The sequence below is a fragment of the Blastococcus sp. CT_GayMR20 genome (genome assembly GCF_004570345.1).
Window position 1 is genome coordinate 1 of record NZ_SPQM01000032.1, and the last position, 17,081, is coordinate 17,081.

Annotated in this window: 11 protein-coding genes and 1 pseudogene; 7 read left to right on the forward strand and 5 right to left on the reverse strand. The window is 72.1% G+C overall.

Annotated elements, in window-relative coordinates:
• From fdh to E4P40_RS09970, 4 genes and pseudogenes are all read right to left on the reverse strand, one after another.
• Positions 1-3,173, reverse strand: a pseudogene (gene fdh / locus E4P40_RS09955) (formate dehydrogenase); the annotation flags it as partial.
• Complete coding sequence (locus E4P40_RS09965) at positions 3,170-3,391, reverse strand: hypothetical protein (RefSeq protein ID WP_135158481.1); 222 nt, start codon at positions 3,389-3,391, stop codon at positions 3,170-3,172. The gene E4P40_RS09965 and the pseudogene fdh, both read right to left, overlap by 4 nt.
• A 136-nt stretch (positions 3,392-3,527) precedes the next feature.
• Positions 3,528-3,665: a hypothetical protein gene (locus tag E4P40_RS28030; protein WP_167762174.1), complete on the reverse strand. Its 138-nt coding sequence runs from the start codon at positions 3,663-3,665 to the stop codon at positions 3,528-3,530.
• A gap of 59 nt (positions 3,666-3,724) precedes the next feature.
• Positions 3,725-5,101: a polysaccharide biosynthesis tyrosine autokinase gene (locus E4P40_RS09970; protein WP_135158482.1), complete on the reverse strand. Its 1,377-nt coding sequence runs from the start codon at positions 5,099-5,101 to the stop codon at positions 3,725-3,727.
• A 310-nt stretch (positions 5,102-5,411) separates the two neighbouring features.
• On the opposite strand from E4P40_RS09970, the gene E4P40_RS09975 reads away from it, so the two are divergent.
• From E4P40_RS09975 to E4P40_RS10005, 7 genes are all read left to right on the forward strand, one after another.
• Positions 5,412-6,905 (forward strand): hypothetical protein, encoded by a 1,494-nt coding sequence (locus tag E4P40_RS09975; RefSeq protein ID WP_135158483.1) that lies wholly within the window; start codon positions 5,412-5,414, stop codon positions 6,903-6,905.
• Between the two features lie 157 nt (positions 6,906-7,062).
• The gene (locus tag E4P40_RS09980) at positions 7,063-8,121 is read left to right on the forward strand and encodes a glycosyltransferase (protein WP_135158484.1); all 1,059 of its coding nucleotides are present in this window, start codon (positions 7,063-7,065) and stop codon (positions 8,119-8,121) included.
• Between the two features lie 194 nt (positions 8,122-8,315).
• The gene (locus E4P40_RS09985) at positions 8,316-9,512 is read left to right on the forward strand and encodes a hypothetical protein (RefSeq protein WP_135158485.1); all 1,197 of its coding nucleotides are present in this window, start codon (positions 8,316-8,318) and stop codon (positions 9,510-9,512) included.
• Between the two features lie 61 nt (positions 9,513-9,573).
• Entirely contained in the window at positions 9,574-10,761 is a 1,188-nt protein-coding gene (locus E4P40_RS09990; protein ID WP_135158486.1) for a glycosyltransferase family 4 protein, read from the forward strand.
• A complete protein-coding gene (locus E4P40_RS09995) occupies positions 10,758-11,831 on the forward strand; it encodes a glycosyltransferase (protein WP_135158487.1) in 1,074 nt (357 codons plus the stop codon). Before E4P40_RS09990 ends, E4P40_RS09995 begins: the two co-directional genes overlap by 4 nt.
• A 226-nt stretch (positions 11,832-12,057) precedes the next feature.
• Positions 12,058-14,784, forward strand: coding sequence for an alpha/beta fold hydrolase (locus E4P40_RS10000; RefSeq protein ID WP_167762175.1), 2,727 nt, complete (start codon positions 12,058-12,060; stop codon positions 14,782-14,784).
• Between the two features lie 72 nt (positions 14,785-14,856).
• Positions 14,857-16,347: a glycoside hydrolase family 71 protein gene (locus E4P40_RS10005; RefSeq protein WP_135158489.1), complete on the forward strand. Its 1,491-nt coding sequence runs from the start codon at positions 14,857-14,859 to the stop codon at positions 16,345-16,347.
• Between the two features lie 23 nt (positions 16,348-16,370).
• Here the strand turns inward: E4P40_RS10005 and E4P40_RS10010 are convergent, their stop codons facing one another.
• Entirely contained in the window at positions 16,371-17,015 is a 645-nt protein-coding gene (locus E4P40_RS10010) for a hypothetical protein (protein WP_135158490.1), read from the reverse strand.
• Positions 17,016-17,081: the final 66 nt, after the last annotated feature.

Consider the following 17,081-nt stretch of genomic DNA (forward strand, 5'->3'; position numbering starts at 1 on the left):
CGCGGGCGGCGTCCCGGTCGGATGTCGCAGGTCGACACCTTGCTCTCCTGGATGTGGGTGTTCGGATCCAGGACGATGCCCAGCAGGTCGTTGCCCGAGTCGCCGGTCGAGACTCCCCGCGGGCCCCAGTGGTACGGGACGCCGATCTGGTGCACGATCCGGCCACCCTTGAGGCGCAGCGGACGGATCCGCTCCGTCACCAGCACCCGCGCCTCCACCGCCGCGCGTCCCGTGACGACCGTCGCCCAGCCGCCGTTCTCGAGCCCGCGCTCGTCGGCCAGCTGCGGACTCACCTCGACGAAGAACTCCGGCTGCAGCTCCGCCAGGTACGGCAGGGTGCGGCTCATCGAGCCGGCCGTGTGGTGCTCGGTCAGCCGGTAGGTGGTGAACGCGTACGGGAAGACGTCGCTCTCCGGGGGATGGGTCCGGTTCCACGGCGCCCGGATCTGCTCCTTGAGCGGGTTCGACTGGACGCTGTAGAGCGGGTTGCCCACCGGGGACTCCGCCGGCTCGTAGTGCGCCGGCATCGGCCCGTCGACAACACCCTTCGGCGCGAACAGCCAGGCCTTCCCGTCGCTCTGCATCACGAACGGGTCGGCACCGCCGATCGCGTCCTGCGCCCGGGCGTCGTCCGGGGGCACGTAGTCCGGGCGCTTGGTCGCCTCGAAGTCGGGCACGTCCTCACCGGTCCAGCGGCCGGCCTCCTCGTCCCACCAGACGTACTTCTTCCGCTCGCTCCACGGCTTGCCGGCGGGGTCGGCCGAGGCGCGGTTGTAGAGGATCCGGCGGTTCAGCGGCCATGCCCAGCCCCACTCGGGCGCCACCTCGTTCTGCTCCTGGCGCGGCTTGCGGCGGGCGGCCTGGTTGACCTCGTCGGCGTAGACGCCGCAGTAGATCCAGCAGCCCCCGCTGGTCGACCCGTCGTCCTTCATCTGCATGTAGCTCGACAGCGCGCGACCGTCGGGGCCGACGCCGTTGATCTCGCGCAGGATCGCCTCGGCGTCCGGGTCTGCCGTCTCCCCGTGCGTCGGGTAGTCCCAGGTGAGGTCGAGCAGCGGCCGGTCCCGCGGATCCGTGGAGTCCTTCAGCCGTTCGCGCAGGATCAGGCCGAGGTGGTAGTAGAACCACAGGTCGCTGCGGGCCTCCCCCGGCGGCTCGATGGCCTTGTCCCGCCACTGCAGCATCCGCTGGGTCTGGGTGAACGTGCCTTCCTTCTCCACGTGCGAGGCGGCCGGCATGAGGAAGACCTCGGTCGCGATCTGGTCGGTGACCAGCTCCCCGGTCTCGATCTCCGGCGAGTCGTACCAGAAGCTGGCCGACTCGATCTCCTGCAGGTCGCGGACGACGAGCCACTCGAGGTTGGCCAGCCCCAGGCGGTTCATGCGGGAGTTCGGGTGGCCCACCACCGGGTTCTCCCCGACCAGGAAATAGCCGGACACCTTGCCGGCGATCATGTCGCTGATCGTGCGGTAGGAGCTGTGGTCGCCGTCGATCCTCGGCAGGTAGTCGAAGCAGAAGTCGTTCTCCGGCTGCGCCGCGTCGCCCCACCACGCCTTGAGCAGGCTGACCATGTACGCCCGCTTGTTGCCCCAGAAGCCACCGGTTCCGGCGGCGTCCGCGCAGTAGTCGTCCAGGGACTCGTGCTGGTGGGCGTGCGGCATCGGCAGGTAGCCGGGCAGCAGGTTGAACAGCGTGGGGATGTCGGTCGAGCCCTGGATGCTGGCGTGCCCGCGCAGCGCCAGGATGCCGCCGCCCGGCCGGCCGATGTTGCCCAGCAGCGCCTGCAGGATCGACGCCGTCCGGATGTACTGCGCGCCCACGGTGTGCTGGGTCCAGCCGACCGAGTACACCCACGCCGTCGTCCGCTCGCGGTTGCTGTTGGCGGTGACCCACTCGGCGACCGTGAGGAAGACCTCCGGCTCGATGCCGCAGACCTCCTGCACCAACTCCGGCGTGTACCGGGCGAAGTGCCGCTTGAGGATCTGGAAGACCGATCGCGGGTGCTGCAGGGTCTCGTCCCGCCTGCCCTTGCCGCGCAGCGGCGGACCGCCGGAACCGGCGGCCTCCGCCTGCTTCGCGTCCTTCACCGACTCGGTCTGCGAGAGCCGCTCCTGCTCCCTCGCCCGGGCCGGGTCGTCCTCGGCGATGCCGTCGTGGCCGTCGTCGTCCAGCTCGTACTGCCAGCTCTCCTGGTCGTAGTGCCGCTTCTCCGGATCGAAGCCGGAGAACAGGCCGTCGAGGTCCTCGGTGTCCTGGAACTCCTCGCTCACCAGGTTCGCCGCGTTCGTGTAGGCGACGACGTACTCCTCGAAGTACAGGTCGTTGCTCAGCACGTGGTTGACCAGGGCGCCGAGGAACACGATGTCCGAGCCGGCCCGCAGCGGCACGTGCAGGTCGGCGATCGCGCTGGTGCGGGTGAACCGCGGGTCGATGTGGATGACCTTCGCACCCCGCGCCTTCGCCTCGGTCACCCACTGGAAGCCCACCGGGTGGCACTCGGCCATGTTCGAACCCTCGATGACGATGCAGTCGGAGTTCGCCAGGTCCTGCTGGGTGTTCGTGGCACCGCCACGACCGAACGAGGCACCCAGACCGGGCACCGTGGAGGAGTGCTATATGCGCGCCTGGTTCTCGATCTGGATGGCGCCCAGGGCGCTGTAGAGCTTCTTCATGAGGTAGTTCTCCTCGTTGTCGAGGGTCGCCCCTCCGAGGCTCGCTATCCCCATGGTGCGGTTGACGCGCCTGCCGTCGCAGTCGTCCTGCCAGGCCTTGCGACGGGCGTCGAGCACGCGGTCGGCGATCATCTCCATCGCCGTGTCCAGGTCGAGGTCCTCCCACTCCGTCCCGTACGGACGGCGGTACCGGATCGTCGTGACGCGCGTGGGGCTGGTGACCAGCTGCTTGCTCGCACTGCCCTTGGGACACAGCCGGCCACGGTTGACCGGGGAGTCGGGGTTGCCCTCGATCTGGACGATCTTCTCGTCCTTCACGTAGACGTTCTGTGCGCAGCCGACCGCGCAGTAGGGGCAGACGCTCTTGGCGACCCGGTCGGCGGTGGCGGTGCGCGAGACCACCGCTTCCGTGGCCTTGCTGCGCGCGGCCTTGCCGCGGCCCAGCGGATCGTTCCCCGTGAGCTGCCGGTACACCGGCCAGGCGTCGAGCCAGGTCTTCACATCCGGAACTCTGCCACTCCATTCCCGGTCCGGCGCGTCGACGGTGCCTGCTCCCGGCCGTCTGACGAGGCAAGAGGCCGGCCCAGCCGGCTGCGGAGGGAGTCGGCGTCCCGGCGGCGCTTCTCCGCACCCCGGCCGAGCACGGCCGCCTGGACCGGGTCGGCACTGTTCCGCGCCCGCCGTTCGAGGACGTCGGCCGTCTCCTGCAGCAGGAGCATCCGTCTCAGGTCCTCGGCCCTCCGCTCACGGAGATGTCCCCGGGATTCCGCGTCCGACTTCCGTCCCCCTGACGCCATGGCCGAATGTTCGCGCCGCGGTCGGCCACGCGCTACTCGACAGTGGCGGGCGGCCCCGTCAGCCGACGGGCGTCGCGAACCCCCGGGCCCGGTCCTCCTGGAGGCCACCCCGGATGACGAGGGTGCACCCGGCGGCCGTGAGGACGGACAGCAGGAACCACACGGCGAGGGCGGCGAGCACCACGGCGGCGGTCATGCAGCAATGGTGACCCATGCCGCTTCTGTCCGCGACTCCGGGTCACACCAACGTGCCGATCAGCTCCCGTCCGGCGCCTTGGGCCCGTACGCGTACGTGTACTGGTAACCGAACGCCGCGGTGACGTCGGACTTCGGCGGGACGACGTTCAGGATCACGCCGAGCGTCTTCGCGCCCACGCGGTCGAGGGTCGCCCGCACCTGCCGCAGCTGGTCCTTCTTCGTGCTCCCGTAGCGGACCGAGAGGAGGACGCCGTCGACCAGGACCGCGACACCGGTTCCGTCGGCCACCGGCAGCAGCGGAGGCGTGTCGACGATGACGTAGTCGTTGTCGTCGCGCAGCTGCTTGAGCAGCGCCGCCATGTGGCTGGACGCCAGCAGCTCACCGGGGTTGGGCGGGACCGGGCCGGCGGCGATGACCGACAGCTTCCCGTCCCCCCAGGGCTGCAGGACGTCCTCGACGTCGGCGTTGCCGGTGAGGATGCTGGTGAGGCCGGCGCCCTCGATGAGACCGAGGTACCTCGCGACCATCGGCTTGCGCAGGTCCGCCTCGATGAGGGTGACCCGCCGCCCCGCCTGGGCGAGGGCGATGCCGAGGTTGACGGCCGCCGTGCTCTTGCCCTGGGACGGGATCGCGCTGGAGATCATGATGACCTTCGGCGGCTTGTCCACGCTCAGGAACTGCAGGTTGGACCGGAGCTGCCGGTACCCCTCGCCGGCGCCGCTGCTGCGACCGCCGTCGCTGACGACGTGCTGGGCGTCGACCGAGTCGTCCTTCAGGATCATCCCGATCACGGGTGCGCCGGCCAGGTCGGAGGCCTCCTCCGGGTCGCGCACCGAGCGGTCCCAGCGGGCCCGCGACAGGGCGAGGACGACGCCGAGGACGAGCCCGAGCACGATGCCCATCGCGATGTTGCGCACCGTCAGGGGCGAGCTGGGCACGGCCGGGAGCTCGGGCGCCTGCGTGACGGTGACCGTGATCGCGGACCCGCCGTCGTCCTGCCCCTCCAGCTGCGTGACCAGGCGCGGGAACTGCTCGCCGAGGGAGTCGGCGATCTGCTGCGCCCGTGCCGGGTCGGGATCGGTCACGGTCACGTTGATGAGGACGGTGTCCGTGACGACCGAGGCGGTCACCTCGGCGGCGAGCTCGCCCGGCGTCATGTCCAGTTCCAGGTCCTCGATGACCCGGCCGGCCACCTCGACCCCGGTGAGCAGCTCGGAGTAGGACGTCACGCGCTGCTGCGACAGCTGGCTGCCCTGCAGGGCGTCGGTCGCCGACAGGGAGCCCGTGGTGGACACGAAGAGCTGCGTGTGCGCGGTGTAGAGCGGCGTCGTCGTGAAGCTCAGGACCAGGGCGATCAGCCCGCCGATCACCAGACCTGCCACGGGGAGCCACCAGCCGGCCCGTATCGCGGCCCAGGCGTCCCTCAGATCCACAGTGCTCCTCCAGTGCCGGTCGCAGACGAGTCCCCCGCCGCCAGTGCGATCGACCGAGGATAGGTGTCCGGACGGCGTATTTCGGCCGGTTCCACCTCCGAAGGGGGAAGGTCGTGCAGCCCGCCACCTGCGCAGGGGCTCACCCTCTCGCGGCAGGAAGCCGCCCCCGGCCTCGACAGACGCCCCCCGGGACGCTCCACTGAGGGGCGCGCGGCGAGCCCCAACCGCGGCCGGGAAGTGTCAGAGTGGGGAACCCGTCGGCCGCCGACGGTCCGACGCGCAGTGGTGGACGAGCAGGGGGCAGGGGTCGATGGCGAGCGGGGGGGCACGATTCAGCCAGCACTACACCGTGGTGCCCGGCGCCGTCCTCCTGCTCGCGCTGCCCTGGCTGTGGATGGTCGACAACGGCCTCCAGGCGGCCCTCCTGGTCACCCAGCTGCTGCTGTGCACGTTCGGCATCGTCAGCAGCTACGTCACCGGCCTCCGCCCCGTGCGGCTGGTCTTCTTCAGCTTCGTGTTCTCCTGGCTCGGGGTCGGCCCGCTCTACCAGGTGTCGCACCGCCAGCTCGCCTGGCAGGACTCCGACCTGCTCAACAGCACCGACATGGTGACCGCGGCGCTCGGCCTCACGGTCCTCTTCACCGCGGCCGTCTCGGCGGCGATGTGGCAGGTGGGCACCCGGGCGGCGCGGACGCCGCCGCCGCGGACGATGGTCGTGCCCCGGGAGTGGGCGCCGTGGGGCTTCCTGGGCGCGCTGGTGGCGATCACGCCCTACGTCGTCGCGACCAACGGCGGGGTGGGCTCGTTCTTCGCCTCGCGCCAGGACCGCGTCAGCGAGCTCATGCAGGGCGGCGTCTCGCTCGCCGGCGCCGGCGGCGCCTCGGTCGCGCTCGCCCAGATCGTGCCCGCCGCGCTGGCCGTGGCGACGGCGCACCTCTTCATCCTGCACGCCCGACGCACGAGCACCGGAGAGGGCTGGACGACGACGGCGCTGCCGACCGCAGCAGGCCTCGGCGCGGCGCTGTCCTTCGTCGTCCTCTACGCCAACCCGCTGAGCAACACGCGGTTCATCAGCATCGCGGCGTTCGGCTCGCTCGCGTTCGCGATCGTCCGGCCCCGCTCGCCCCGGGCCGGACAGTGGATCGCCGTCCTGCTGTCCGTCCTCACGCTCGCCGTCTACCCGTTGAGCTACCTGCTGGCGCCGGAGGCTCCCGGCGCCGGCGACCGGTCGTCGTTCGCGGTGTTCGGGAGCCAGGACTTCGACGGCTTCCAGCAGATCGTCAACTCGCTCATCTACGTGCAGGACCACGGGTACAACCTCGGCCGCTACACGGTCTCGGCACTGCTGTTCTTCATCCCGCGGGCGGTGTGGCCGTGGAAGGCCACGCCGTCCTCGATCGACGTCGCCGCGAACCGTGACTACTGGTTCACCAACCTGTCGATGCCGGTGCACGCCGAGGTCTTCCTCGACGTCGGCCTCATCGGCATGCTGATCTTCGGGTTCGTGCTGGGGCACGCCTGGGCCCGCATCGACCACGCCTGGCTGACCAGTCCGGCGAGCCTGGGCGCCTGGCTGGCGCCGTTCCTCGCGATGGCTCAGCTCGGCTTCATCCGCGGCCCGCTCGGCTCGCTCTCGCCCATCTGGCTGACCGTCACGGTGCTCCTGCTGGTGGGCGTCCGGCGGGTCCCCGTCGACGTCGCACCGGAGGCCGCACCCGCCGTGCCGCCGGCCGGCGACTACGTCATCACGCGGGCCGGCGCGGCCGACACCCGGCCGGGTCCTCCCGGCCCGGGCACCGGCTGAGGGGCAGCGACCGGGCAAAACGGTTGCAGACTCCACCCATCGAGGGAGAACCCCTCCTGCGGGACCACCCGATTCGGTTAACGTCCCCAGGCCAGACCAAAACCGGCGTTTTCTCGGGTCGCCGACCCGGGTCCGCCGGCTCCGCAGGGGGAGATCCGTGGACGCCAGCGATCTGACCGTTCTCCACGTGCTGCCGCACGTGCAGGAGATCGGCAACGGCATCGTGGACGTGACCGTCGATCTCGCCATCGCCCAGGCCGCGGCCGGGCTCTCCGTCGTGGTGGCCTCCGGGGGCGGTGAGTACGAGGACCTGCTCACCCGGCACGGCGTGACCTGCATCCCGCTCACGCTGCGGCCCGAGGGCCTCCTCGAGAGTCGCCGGATCGTCCGGAGGCTGCGGCCCTCGGTCATCCACACCCACACGCTGAAGGGCCTGGCGCTGGCCCGCGCGACCGCGGGGGGCATCCCGGTCCTCAACACCGCGCACCGCGACCTCGGTCGCTGGTCCCGGGGCATGCGCATGGCCCACCGCGTCCTCGCCGTCAGCGACGGCATCGCCGAGACGCTCGGGCAGGTCATGGACCCCGCCCGGATCACCGTCGTCCGCAACGGCGTCCTGGGTGGCCCCCGGCGGCAGCCGCTGCTGGACCTGCCCGCCGCGGACCTCCGTCGTCCCTCCGTCGTCTTCGTCGGCGGCATGTACACGCACAAGGGCGTGGGCGTCATCCTGCGGGCCTTCCGCCGTCTCCTGGACGACGAGCCCGGCCTGGGTGCGCGGCTGTACATGGTGGGCGACGGCCCCGACCGCGCCCAGTACCAGGAACTCGCCACGACCCTCGGCATCGCCGACCACGTCGAGTGGGCGGGCTTCCGCCGCGACGCCTACGCCTACATCCGCGGCTGCGACGTCTTCGCGCTGCCCTCGCTCGAGGAGACCTTCGGCCTCGTGCTGGCCGAGGCCCGCGAGGCGGGCGCACCCATCGTCGCCGCAGCCACCGGGGGCGTCCCCGAGGTCCTGGAGCACGGCCGCGCCGGGCACCTCGTGCCCCGGGACGACGTCGACGCCTTCGCCTCGGCCCTGCGCGCGGTGCTCCTCGACGAGACGGAGCGCATCCGGCTCGGGAAGGCCGCGAGCGAGGGCCTGGACTGGCTGGGCGTCGACCGGATGCACCGCGACGTCCTCCGTGCATACGACAGTGTCCTTGAAACCGCATGAACGACACCCCCGCACAGGGCCCGGTTGCCGCTACGCTGCGGCGCCGCGGGCCTGAGGCGGACGAGTTCGTCCCATCCGCCGGCGCCCCGGCAGACGAAGACACCGCGAACGGGCCCGGCGCCCGACGACGATCCGCGGGGGGGTGGGTGCTGAGGGCGGTCCGGCGGGTGTCCATCCCGGTTCCCGTGCGGCGCATGTTCGTCTTCGCCCTGATGCCTGTCCTGTCGACGCTGTCCAACCTCGTGCTCCTGCCGACGATCAGCTCGACCTTCGGCCAGGCCGGGTGGACCAGCGTCGTGCTCGGCCAGGGCATCGGGGCCGCCGTCTCCGTCGTGTGCTCCCTGCAGTGGCCCACCGAAGGGCCGGCGCTGGTGGCCCGAGCCCCGTCGCCGCTCGCGCAGGCGATGCTGCGGGCCAGCATGCGCAGCCGCCTCGTCGCCCTCGTGGCCTGCCTCCCGTTCGCCGTCGCGCTCATCGTGATCGTCGACCCTCCGGAACTGCTGGTCTGCGTGCTGAGCTGCCTGGCCACCGCCGCCATCGGCATGTCCCCGATGTGGTACGCGGTCGGCATCGGCCGGCCGTCCATCCTGATCTGGCTCGAGGGCATCCCCCGACTGGTCGGCAACCTGCTCTCGTTCGGGCTGATCCTCGGGGGCGCACTCCTGTGGACCTATCCGGCCGTGATGCTCGCCGTCTCGGTCTTCACGGCGGTGGTGTCCTGGTTCCTCCTCGCCGGAGGCATCCGGGGCAACGGGCAGGTGTGGCGCAACGAGCAGAACCGCCGCTCGGTGAGCTTCGCGACGCTCGCCCGTTCCCTGGACGCGGGCTACAACTTCATCCTGGGCCCCGTCGTCGCGCTGCTCGCGCCCGCGGCCTACCCGGTCTTCGGGGCGTGCGACCGCCTCGGCAAGGTCGTCATCAGCGGCCTGTCCATCGTTCCCCAGGGAGCGGCGGGCTGGGCGGCCGAGCCGCACGACGAGTCGGTCCGGATCCGCCGCGTACGGCTGGCGCGGGCCTGGATCATGCCCGTGGCGCTTCTGCTCTTCGTCTTCCTGACGTTCGCCACGCCCACGCTCGTACACCTGCTCTTCGCAGGCACCGTCGAGGTGAGCCTCTCCACCAGCGCCCTCCTGGCCGGCGTCGTGTGCATGGCCTTCCTCGCCCAGTTCCTCTTCCTGACGGGCCTGGCCCCCACCGGTCACGCGACCGCCGGGTACCGGTACCTCGTCATCGGGTTCGCCGTCGGACTGCCCTCCCTGGTGGTGGGCACCCTGCTCTGGGGCGCCAACGGCGCCTTCCTCGGCGTCCTCACCGCGGGAGCGCTGCTCGTCGGGCTCTCGCTGTGGCGGATCAGGACCGCCATCCGGCAGGTGAGCGTCGCGGCCGCCTGATCGCGGCCCCCGCACGACCGCCACCGCTTCCCCGCGTCCCGGTAACGGAGGAACCTGATCCATGCGCAGAGTCATGTTCGTCGGTCACACCGCCAAGACCTCCGGCGGTGAGATCGCGCTCGTGCGGCTCATCGACGCCCTCCGGGGGCGGATCGAGCCGGTCGTCGTCCTCGGGGAGGACGGCCCGCTCGTCGGCACGCTGCAGGGCATGGGGGTCGACGTCCGCGTCGTGCCCCTCGGCGACGACACCCGCAACCTGCGCAAGGAGCGGCTGGCCAATCCCCTGGTCGCGCTCGGCCGCGTGCGCGACATCGTCCGGTACTCCCGGGGCCTGGCCGCCCTGATGCGCGAGCTCCGCGTCGACATCGTGCACACCAACACCCTCAAGGCGGGCTTCTACGGCTGCCTGGCCGCGCGCCTGGCGGGGATCCCGAGCGTGTGGCACGTCCGCGACCGCCTGGCCCCCGACTACCTGCCACGGGTCGCGGTCCTGGCCACCCGCCTGGGGACGGCGGTGCTCCCCACCCGCGTCCTGACCAACAGCCGCGCCACCTTCGCCACGCTGTCCCCGCGGTCGTTCGCGGTGCTCGGCCGGAAGGCCGCCCTGACGCCGCCCATCGCCGACCCGCTGGACGCCGGCACGGTGCCCCAGGCGCCGCCCCGCGCGGAGGGTGCACCCTTCCGCATCGGCATGGTGGGGCGCCTCTCCCCCTGGAAGGGCCAGGTCGTCGCCGTCCGCGCCTTCGCCGCCGCCGGTCTGCCCCCCTCCGCGCGGCTGGTGCTCATGGGCTCGGCCATGTTCGGCGAGCAGGAGTACGAGCGGGAGATCCACGCGGAGGTCGACCGGCTCGGCCTCCGGGACCGCGTCGAGTTCGCCGGCTTCGTCGACGACGTCCTCGGCGCCCTGGGCACGTTCGACGTCCTCGTGCACGCCTCGACCATCCCGGAGCCCTTCGGGCAGGTGGTCCTCGAGGGCCTGGCCGCCGGCGTACCGGTCGTCGCCACCCGCGAGGGCGGCCCCGGGGAGATCGTCACCGACGGCGCGGACGGACTGCTCTACGACGCCGGCGATGCCGACGCCCTCGCCGAGCGCCTGCGCGAGCTCCACTCCGATGCCGCGCTGCGGGCGCGGCTGGCGCGGGGCGGCCGCGCACGCGCGGCAGACTTCGCACCGGAGGTCGTCGGCGGGCAGGTGCTGGCGCTCTACGACGGCATGGTCGGCGCACGGCGATCGGGGCAGACGGCATGAGGACCGTGGTCGTCCACGACTACTTGACCCAGCGGGGCGGCGCCGAACGCGTCGCCCTGGAGATGACCCGGGCGTACTCGACGCGCGAGTTCGTGACGTCCATGTACGCCCCGGACCGCACCTTCCCGGAGTTCCGGGAGCTGGACGTGACGACGCTGCCCGTCGACCGGGTGCCGTTCCTGCCCAAGGACCCACGCCTGGCCCTCCCCGTGCTGGGGGACCTCTTCCGGCGCCACCGGATCGAGGACGCCGACCTGGTGCTCGCCTCGTCCTCGGGCTTCGCCCACCAGGTCTCGAGCACCGCGCCGAAGGTCGTCTACTGCCACAACCCCCCGCGCTGGCTGCACCAGCCCGAGGACTACCTGCCCGGGGTCGGAGCCCCGGCCCGCCTCGCCCTGCGGCTGGTACGCGGCCGGCTCACCCGCGGCGACGCCCGCGGCGCCGGCAGCGCAGCGGGGTACGTCGCCAACTCGCGCAACGTGGCCGACCGGATCCGGCGCGTCTACGGCATCGAGGCGCACGTGGTGCACCCGCCGCGGGGACTGGAGCCCGACGGTCCGCTGGAACCGGTGGAGGGCCTCCCTCCGGCGTTCCTGCTGACGGTCGGCCGCGCCCGTGGCTACAAGCGGACCGGCCTGCTCATGGAGGCCGTCGCGGGCATGCCCGACCTGACGCTGGTCACTGTGGGCAGCGACTCCGCCGACGAGTGGCCGGACAACATCCGGCAGCTGGTCGGGGTGTCCGACGGCCAGCTGAGGTGGCTCTACCGGAACGCGACCGCCCTGCTCGCGTGCTCGCGCGAGGACTTCGGGCTGACCCCGGTGGAGGCGTTCAGCCACGGCACCCCCGTCGGGGCGACCGCCGAGGGCGGCTACCTCGAGACCTGCGTCGACGGCCTGACCGGCCGCTGGCTCGACGACTCCTCGCCGGAGTCACTCAGGACGTCGATCCGCCGGCTCGTGTCCGAGGACTGGGACCGGGACGTCATCCGCGCCCACGGCGAGCAGTGGTCGCCGGCGGCCTTCCACCAGCAGCTCGCCGACGCCGTCTCCGGGATCGTGAAGGCATGACCCGGGCGCCGTCCGCCACCTCCGTACGGGGTGAGAGCGCGGAGGATTGTCTTGACGCTCGCATAACGCTGGGCAAGGGTCTGGCTTCGCGATGGAACCACATGGGGGCTCGGATGTCGGTCACGGCCTGGGGGCGGTCAGTCCCCGCCGGAGGAACAGCGACCCCGGCGACGCAGCCACGAACAGCCACCATGGCACCGAACAGGAACACGAGGATCTGAGCGAGATGACTTCAGGAACCACGGACTCGAGTCTTCCCCCGCTCGTGATGCCCGGGCCCTCCACCTCGGTGAGCGAGCGGCTGGAGGAGGTCGCCCGCCACCTCGGGGACAAGGTCGCCGTCGAGTCGGCCGACGGCCGGCTGACCTTCCGCGAGCTGGTCGACCGCGTCGACGCCCTGGCAGCCGAGATCGCGCCACTCCTGCGCGACATGCGCGACACGGACAACGGGGACACCCCCGTGCGTCGCCCGGTCGGCCTGTTCGCCGAGCAGGGCACCGACAGCGTGGCCGCGATGCTGGCCGTCATGAAGTGCGGCCACCCGTGCGTCGCCCTGGACTCGGTCCTGCCGGACGCCCGCGTCAGCCAGATCGCCGAACTGGCCGACGTCGGGATGATCCTGACCGACGCGCCGCGGCGCGAGATCGCCGCGTCCTTCCCGGGATCGCCGATCGTCCGCGGACTCCTGCCGGAGGGCTCCGCGCCGGCGACGCCGGTCGACCTCCCACCGCCGAGTCAGGACGACGTCATCTCGCTGGTCTTCACCTCCGGGACGACGGGCAAGCCCAAGGGCGTGGTGTGGACGAACCACACGCTCCTCTCCATCTCCTACACCGCCCGCGACACCATCGGGTTCAACCCGGACGACCGGGTGTCGATGATCATGCCGCAGGCCTTCGCCGCCGGTCAGATGCTGATCTTCGCCGGCCTCCTCAACGGGGCGTCGCTGTGCGTGCGCGACCCCCGGGTGCACGGCATCAAGGACATGACGGAGTGGCTGCGCGCCATGGACGTCACCACGCTGCACCTGACCCCTGCGCTGCTCCGTGCACTGCAGGACGAACTGCCGGAGGGGACGGTGCTGGAGTCCGTCCGCGTGGTCACCACGGCCGGCGACAAGGTGTACGGCAAGGACGTCGACTCCTTCCGGCCCTACGTCTCGCCGGACGCGGTCTTCGTCAACTGGCTGGGCAGCTCCGAGACCGAGGCGCTGACCTATTTCAAGATCGGACCCGGCGACCCCGTGCCGGAGGGCGTCGTCCCCGCCGGCAGAACCGTGATCCTCCGCGAGCTGAGCATCCGCACTCTCGAGGGCGAGCCGCTGCCGGCCGGCGAGGCCGGCGTCCTGCACTGCACGTCGGCCCACATGTCCGTCGGCTACTGGAAGGACCCCGAGGGCACCGCGGCGGTCTTCACGCCGCTCGAGGACGGCCGCACCACCTTCCGCACCGGTGACCGGGCCACGCTCACCGAGGACGGGATGCTGCACCTGCTCGGCCGGGCCGACGACGCGGTGAAGATCCGCGGCTACCTCGTGGAACCGGGCGAGGTCGAGTCGGTCCTCCGGAAGTTCCCCGAGATCGCCGACGTGGCCGTCCGCGCCATCCCCGGTCGTGACGAGGAGAAGCGGCTGGTCGCGTGGGTGGTGCCCGACCCGCACCACACCAGCACCCCGTCGCCGGCGAGCGTCCGGTCGACGCTGTCCCGCCTGCTGCCGGCGTACATGGTTCCCGGCGACGTCGTCATGCTGACCGCGATCCCCCGCAACGAGCGCGGCAAGGTCGTGGCCGCGGAGCTGCCGGCACCGCCGACCCGTCCGGAGCCGACACCTCCGGCAACCGACGGCGAGGCGGCGATGCAGCGGATCTGGGCGCCGATCCTGCGCCTGGACTCCGTGGGCCGGGACGAGAGCTTCACCGCTCTCGGCGGCGACTCCCTCGCCGTCGAGGAGATGCTGGCGGGGGTCGAGGCGCAGTTCGGGGTGTCGCTCACCACGGCCGACCTCGCTGAGCACCCGAGCCTGGCCGAGTTCACCGAGCTGGCCGAGTCGGGCCGCGAGAGCGGCTCCGTCGTCCGGGCGGACACGCTCGTCCGGCTGCACCCGGCCGGCACCGCGGCCCCGCTGTTCTGCTTCGCCGGTGCCGGGGGCGCCGCCGCGCTCTTCGAGGTGCTGGCCGAGGCCATGGGCCCGGACCAGCCGGTCTACGCGTTCCAGGTCAACGGCTTCGAGAACCCCGGGATGCCCGACTGGACCGTCGGCAGGGCCGCCCGGCGCTACGCGCGGATCATCCAGCAGGTCGCGCCGGAGGGCCCCGTGGTGCTCGCCGGCCACTCCCTCGGTGGACTGTTCGCCCTGCGGGTGGCCCGGCTCCTCGGTGAGCAGGGACGCGAAGTGGCCCTGGTCGGGCTGCTCGACACCATCCTCCCGCCCGCCGCACGCGGCGGCGAGGAGGACGGGCGGTGGTCGAAGGCCCGGCTCCGGCGGCGCCGGCCGGTGCTCGTCGCGGCGGCCCTGTACGAGTTCCTGCTGCCGACGACGCTCCGGCGCCGCCGGAACGCCCGCCGGGAGGCGGCGGAGGGCCTGACGCGTCCCGAGGACTCGATCCGTCCCCAGCGTTCCTACCTGCGCACCCGGCTGCGGATCCTGGGCGCCGGATTCGGCAAGTACGACTACGCCGAGCGCAAGGACATCTTCAACCTGCACGGCATCGGGATCGCACAGTTCCACCGCCCGCGACCGTGGCACGGCCGCGCCCTCGTCTTCTACTCCGACGAGAACCGCGACCCCCACAGCTGGTGGGACGTGCTGCTCCCGGGGCCGCACGAGTTCATCACGATCGAGGCCAGCCACGTCGCGGTGCTCAAGTGGCCCTACGTCGAGCAGATCGCCGGCCCGCTGATCACGGCGATGGAGGAGCTGGGTCTCCGACGACCGGCCACGGCCACGCGCTGAGGCCGCGGCTCCGGGTCCCGCGTGGGCCCGGAGCCTCCGTGATCGACCCAGCAGGACCACGGGGACGGTGAGATGCGCCAGGGGTCCGGCGGCCTGAGGGACGCCGCACGCCGACCGTGGGCCGTCGGGGGCGTCGTCCTCGTGGTGCTGGCGGCCGTGGTGGGTGTCCTGGTCGTGCGCTCGGACCGTTCCCCGGGAGGTCCGCTGCCCTTCGACCTGCCCGCCGGGTCCTCCCTGGAGGACTCACCCAGGAAGGTGTTCGCGCACTACTTCCCGCCCTACCCGATCTCGCTGGACAACGAGGACCCGGACCGCGACTACTACGCCGTCCACTACCTCGACCCGCTGGGGGAGGAGGGCAGGCATGCGGCCTACGGCGGCTTCCTGCGCGAGCGCCCGCTCCCCCGGCCGGTGAGCGACGACCCCGACTGGGCCCTCGAGGACATGCGCACGGAGATCCGCCGCGCGACCGGCGCCGGCATCGACGGGTTCACCGTCGACCTGCTCGGGCTGGAGGGCAGCGACTACTGGCCGACGGTCCTGCTCCTGCTGCGGGCCGCGGACGAACTGGACTTCGACATCGTGCTGATGCCGGACGCCACCACCGAGACGGTCAACGATCCGGCCGTCCTCGCCGACGCCGTCGCGGGGCTCGCGGAGGAGCACCGGTCCCTCTACCGGCTGGACGACGACCGGCTCGTGGTCTCCCCGTTCTCCCCCGAGACCGTCGGCGCCGGGTGGTGGTCGGGCTGGCTGGACACCATGCGCACCGGGCACGGGCTCGACGTGGCGCTCGTGCCCTGCTTCGTCACCCTCGACGCACCGGCCGCCGACGCCTTCGCGCCGATCAGCCACGGACTGTCCAACTGGGGGGACCGCAGCCCCGCGTTCAACACCGACCTGCAGCGCAATGCGGCCGACGCCCACGACCGCGGGCTCATCTGGATGCAGCCGGTGTCGGTGCAGGACCAGCGCCCGGCCCAGGGGGTCTTCGACGAGGCGAACAACACCGAGAACCTGCGGGTGACGTGGCAGGGGGCGATCGACGGAGCCGACTGGGTGCAGCTGACCACCTGGAACGACTACTCGGAGGGCTCCGAGTTCGCCCCGTCGACGCACATCGGCTGGGGTCCCCTGGACATCAGCGCCTACTACCTCGTCCGGTTCAAGACCGGCCGGTGGCCGACGATCACCGACGACGTCCTGCACGTCTCCCACCGCGTGCAGTTCGCCGACACCAGACCCAGCCGCCAGTCCCGGTTGATGGAGCTCCGGCGGGGAAGCAGCCCGACGCGGGACGACGTGGAGGTGCTGTCGTTCCTGACCGCCCCGGCGACCGTGACGGTGACCATCGGGCAGGAGACGCACGAGTACGAGGCGCCCGCGGGCGTCTCCGCGTTCCGCGCTCCCCTGCAGGTCGGCGAGATCTCGGCGGGGGCGGTGCGTGAGGGATCCGACGACGTCTCGGTGACCTCGCCGTTCCCCGTGCAGGAGACGCCGGAGATCCAGGACGAGCAGTACTACTTCGTCAGCAGCGCCCGTCCCCCGGCGTCCTCAGGCTGACCGGTCCGGCGGTCCGCCCCGGCTCAGGCCGACGCGACCGTGGACCGGACCCGCAGCTTCGTCCCGGAGATCGCCGGCACCGTCCGCGGCACGTCCGCGAACAGCAGCTCCGCGAGCGGACGCAGGGCCTCGGCGATCGCGTCGCCGACCTGGCGGTGCACCTCGACGGGCCGGCCGATCGGGTCCTCGATGTCGTCGTCGGCCCCGCTCGGCCGCTGCGCGCGGCCGGCGTTCAACCGGCCCGCCAGCTCCCGGACACGGTCCCGGGGCGGCAGGGCAGCGATGCCGTCGGTGTCCGCGTGCAGGAGCAGGTCGGCCGCCTCCCGCAGCGTGAAGGTCCGGCGCATCGCCCGCGGGGCACGCTGCAGCACCGCGCGCCGCTGCTCCCGCGTCATGGTGAGCACCAGGTCGGCACCGTCGGCCAGCTCGCCGGTCAGCGCACGCGAGGTGAAGCCGCCGGGGTCGCCCCCCAGGGCGCGCAGGACCGCCGCGCTGTCGGCGTCCATGGCGACGCCGTCCGACGCAGCCATTCCGGCGCTCGCGATCCGCAGCTCGCCCGACCGGTGCCCGAGCAGCGCCTTGCCCCAGGCCGTGGCGAGCCGCTCGGCCAGCGGCGACCTGCACTGGTTGCCGGTGCAGATGAAGAGCACCTGCGCGTCTGCGGCCATCGAACGTCCACGTCCTTCCCGTGCCGCATCCCGGGGAGAGGAAGCGGTCCTGCTGTCGATCGAGGT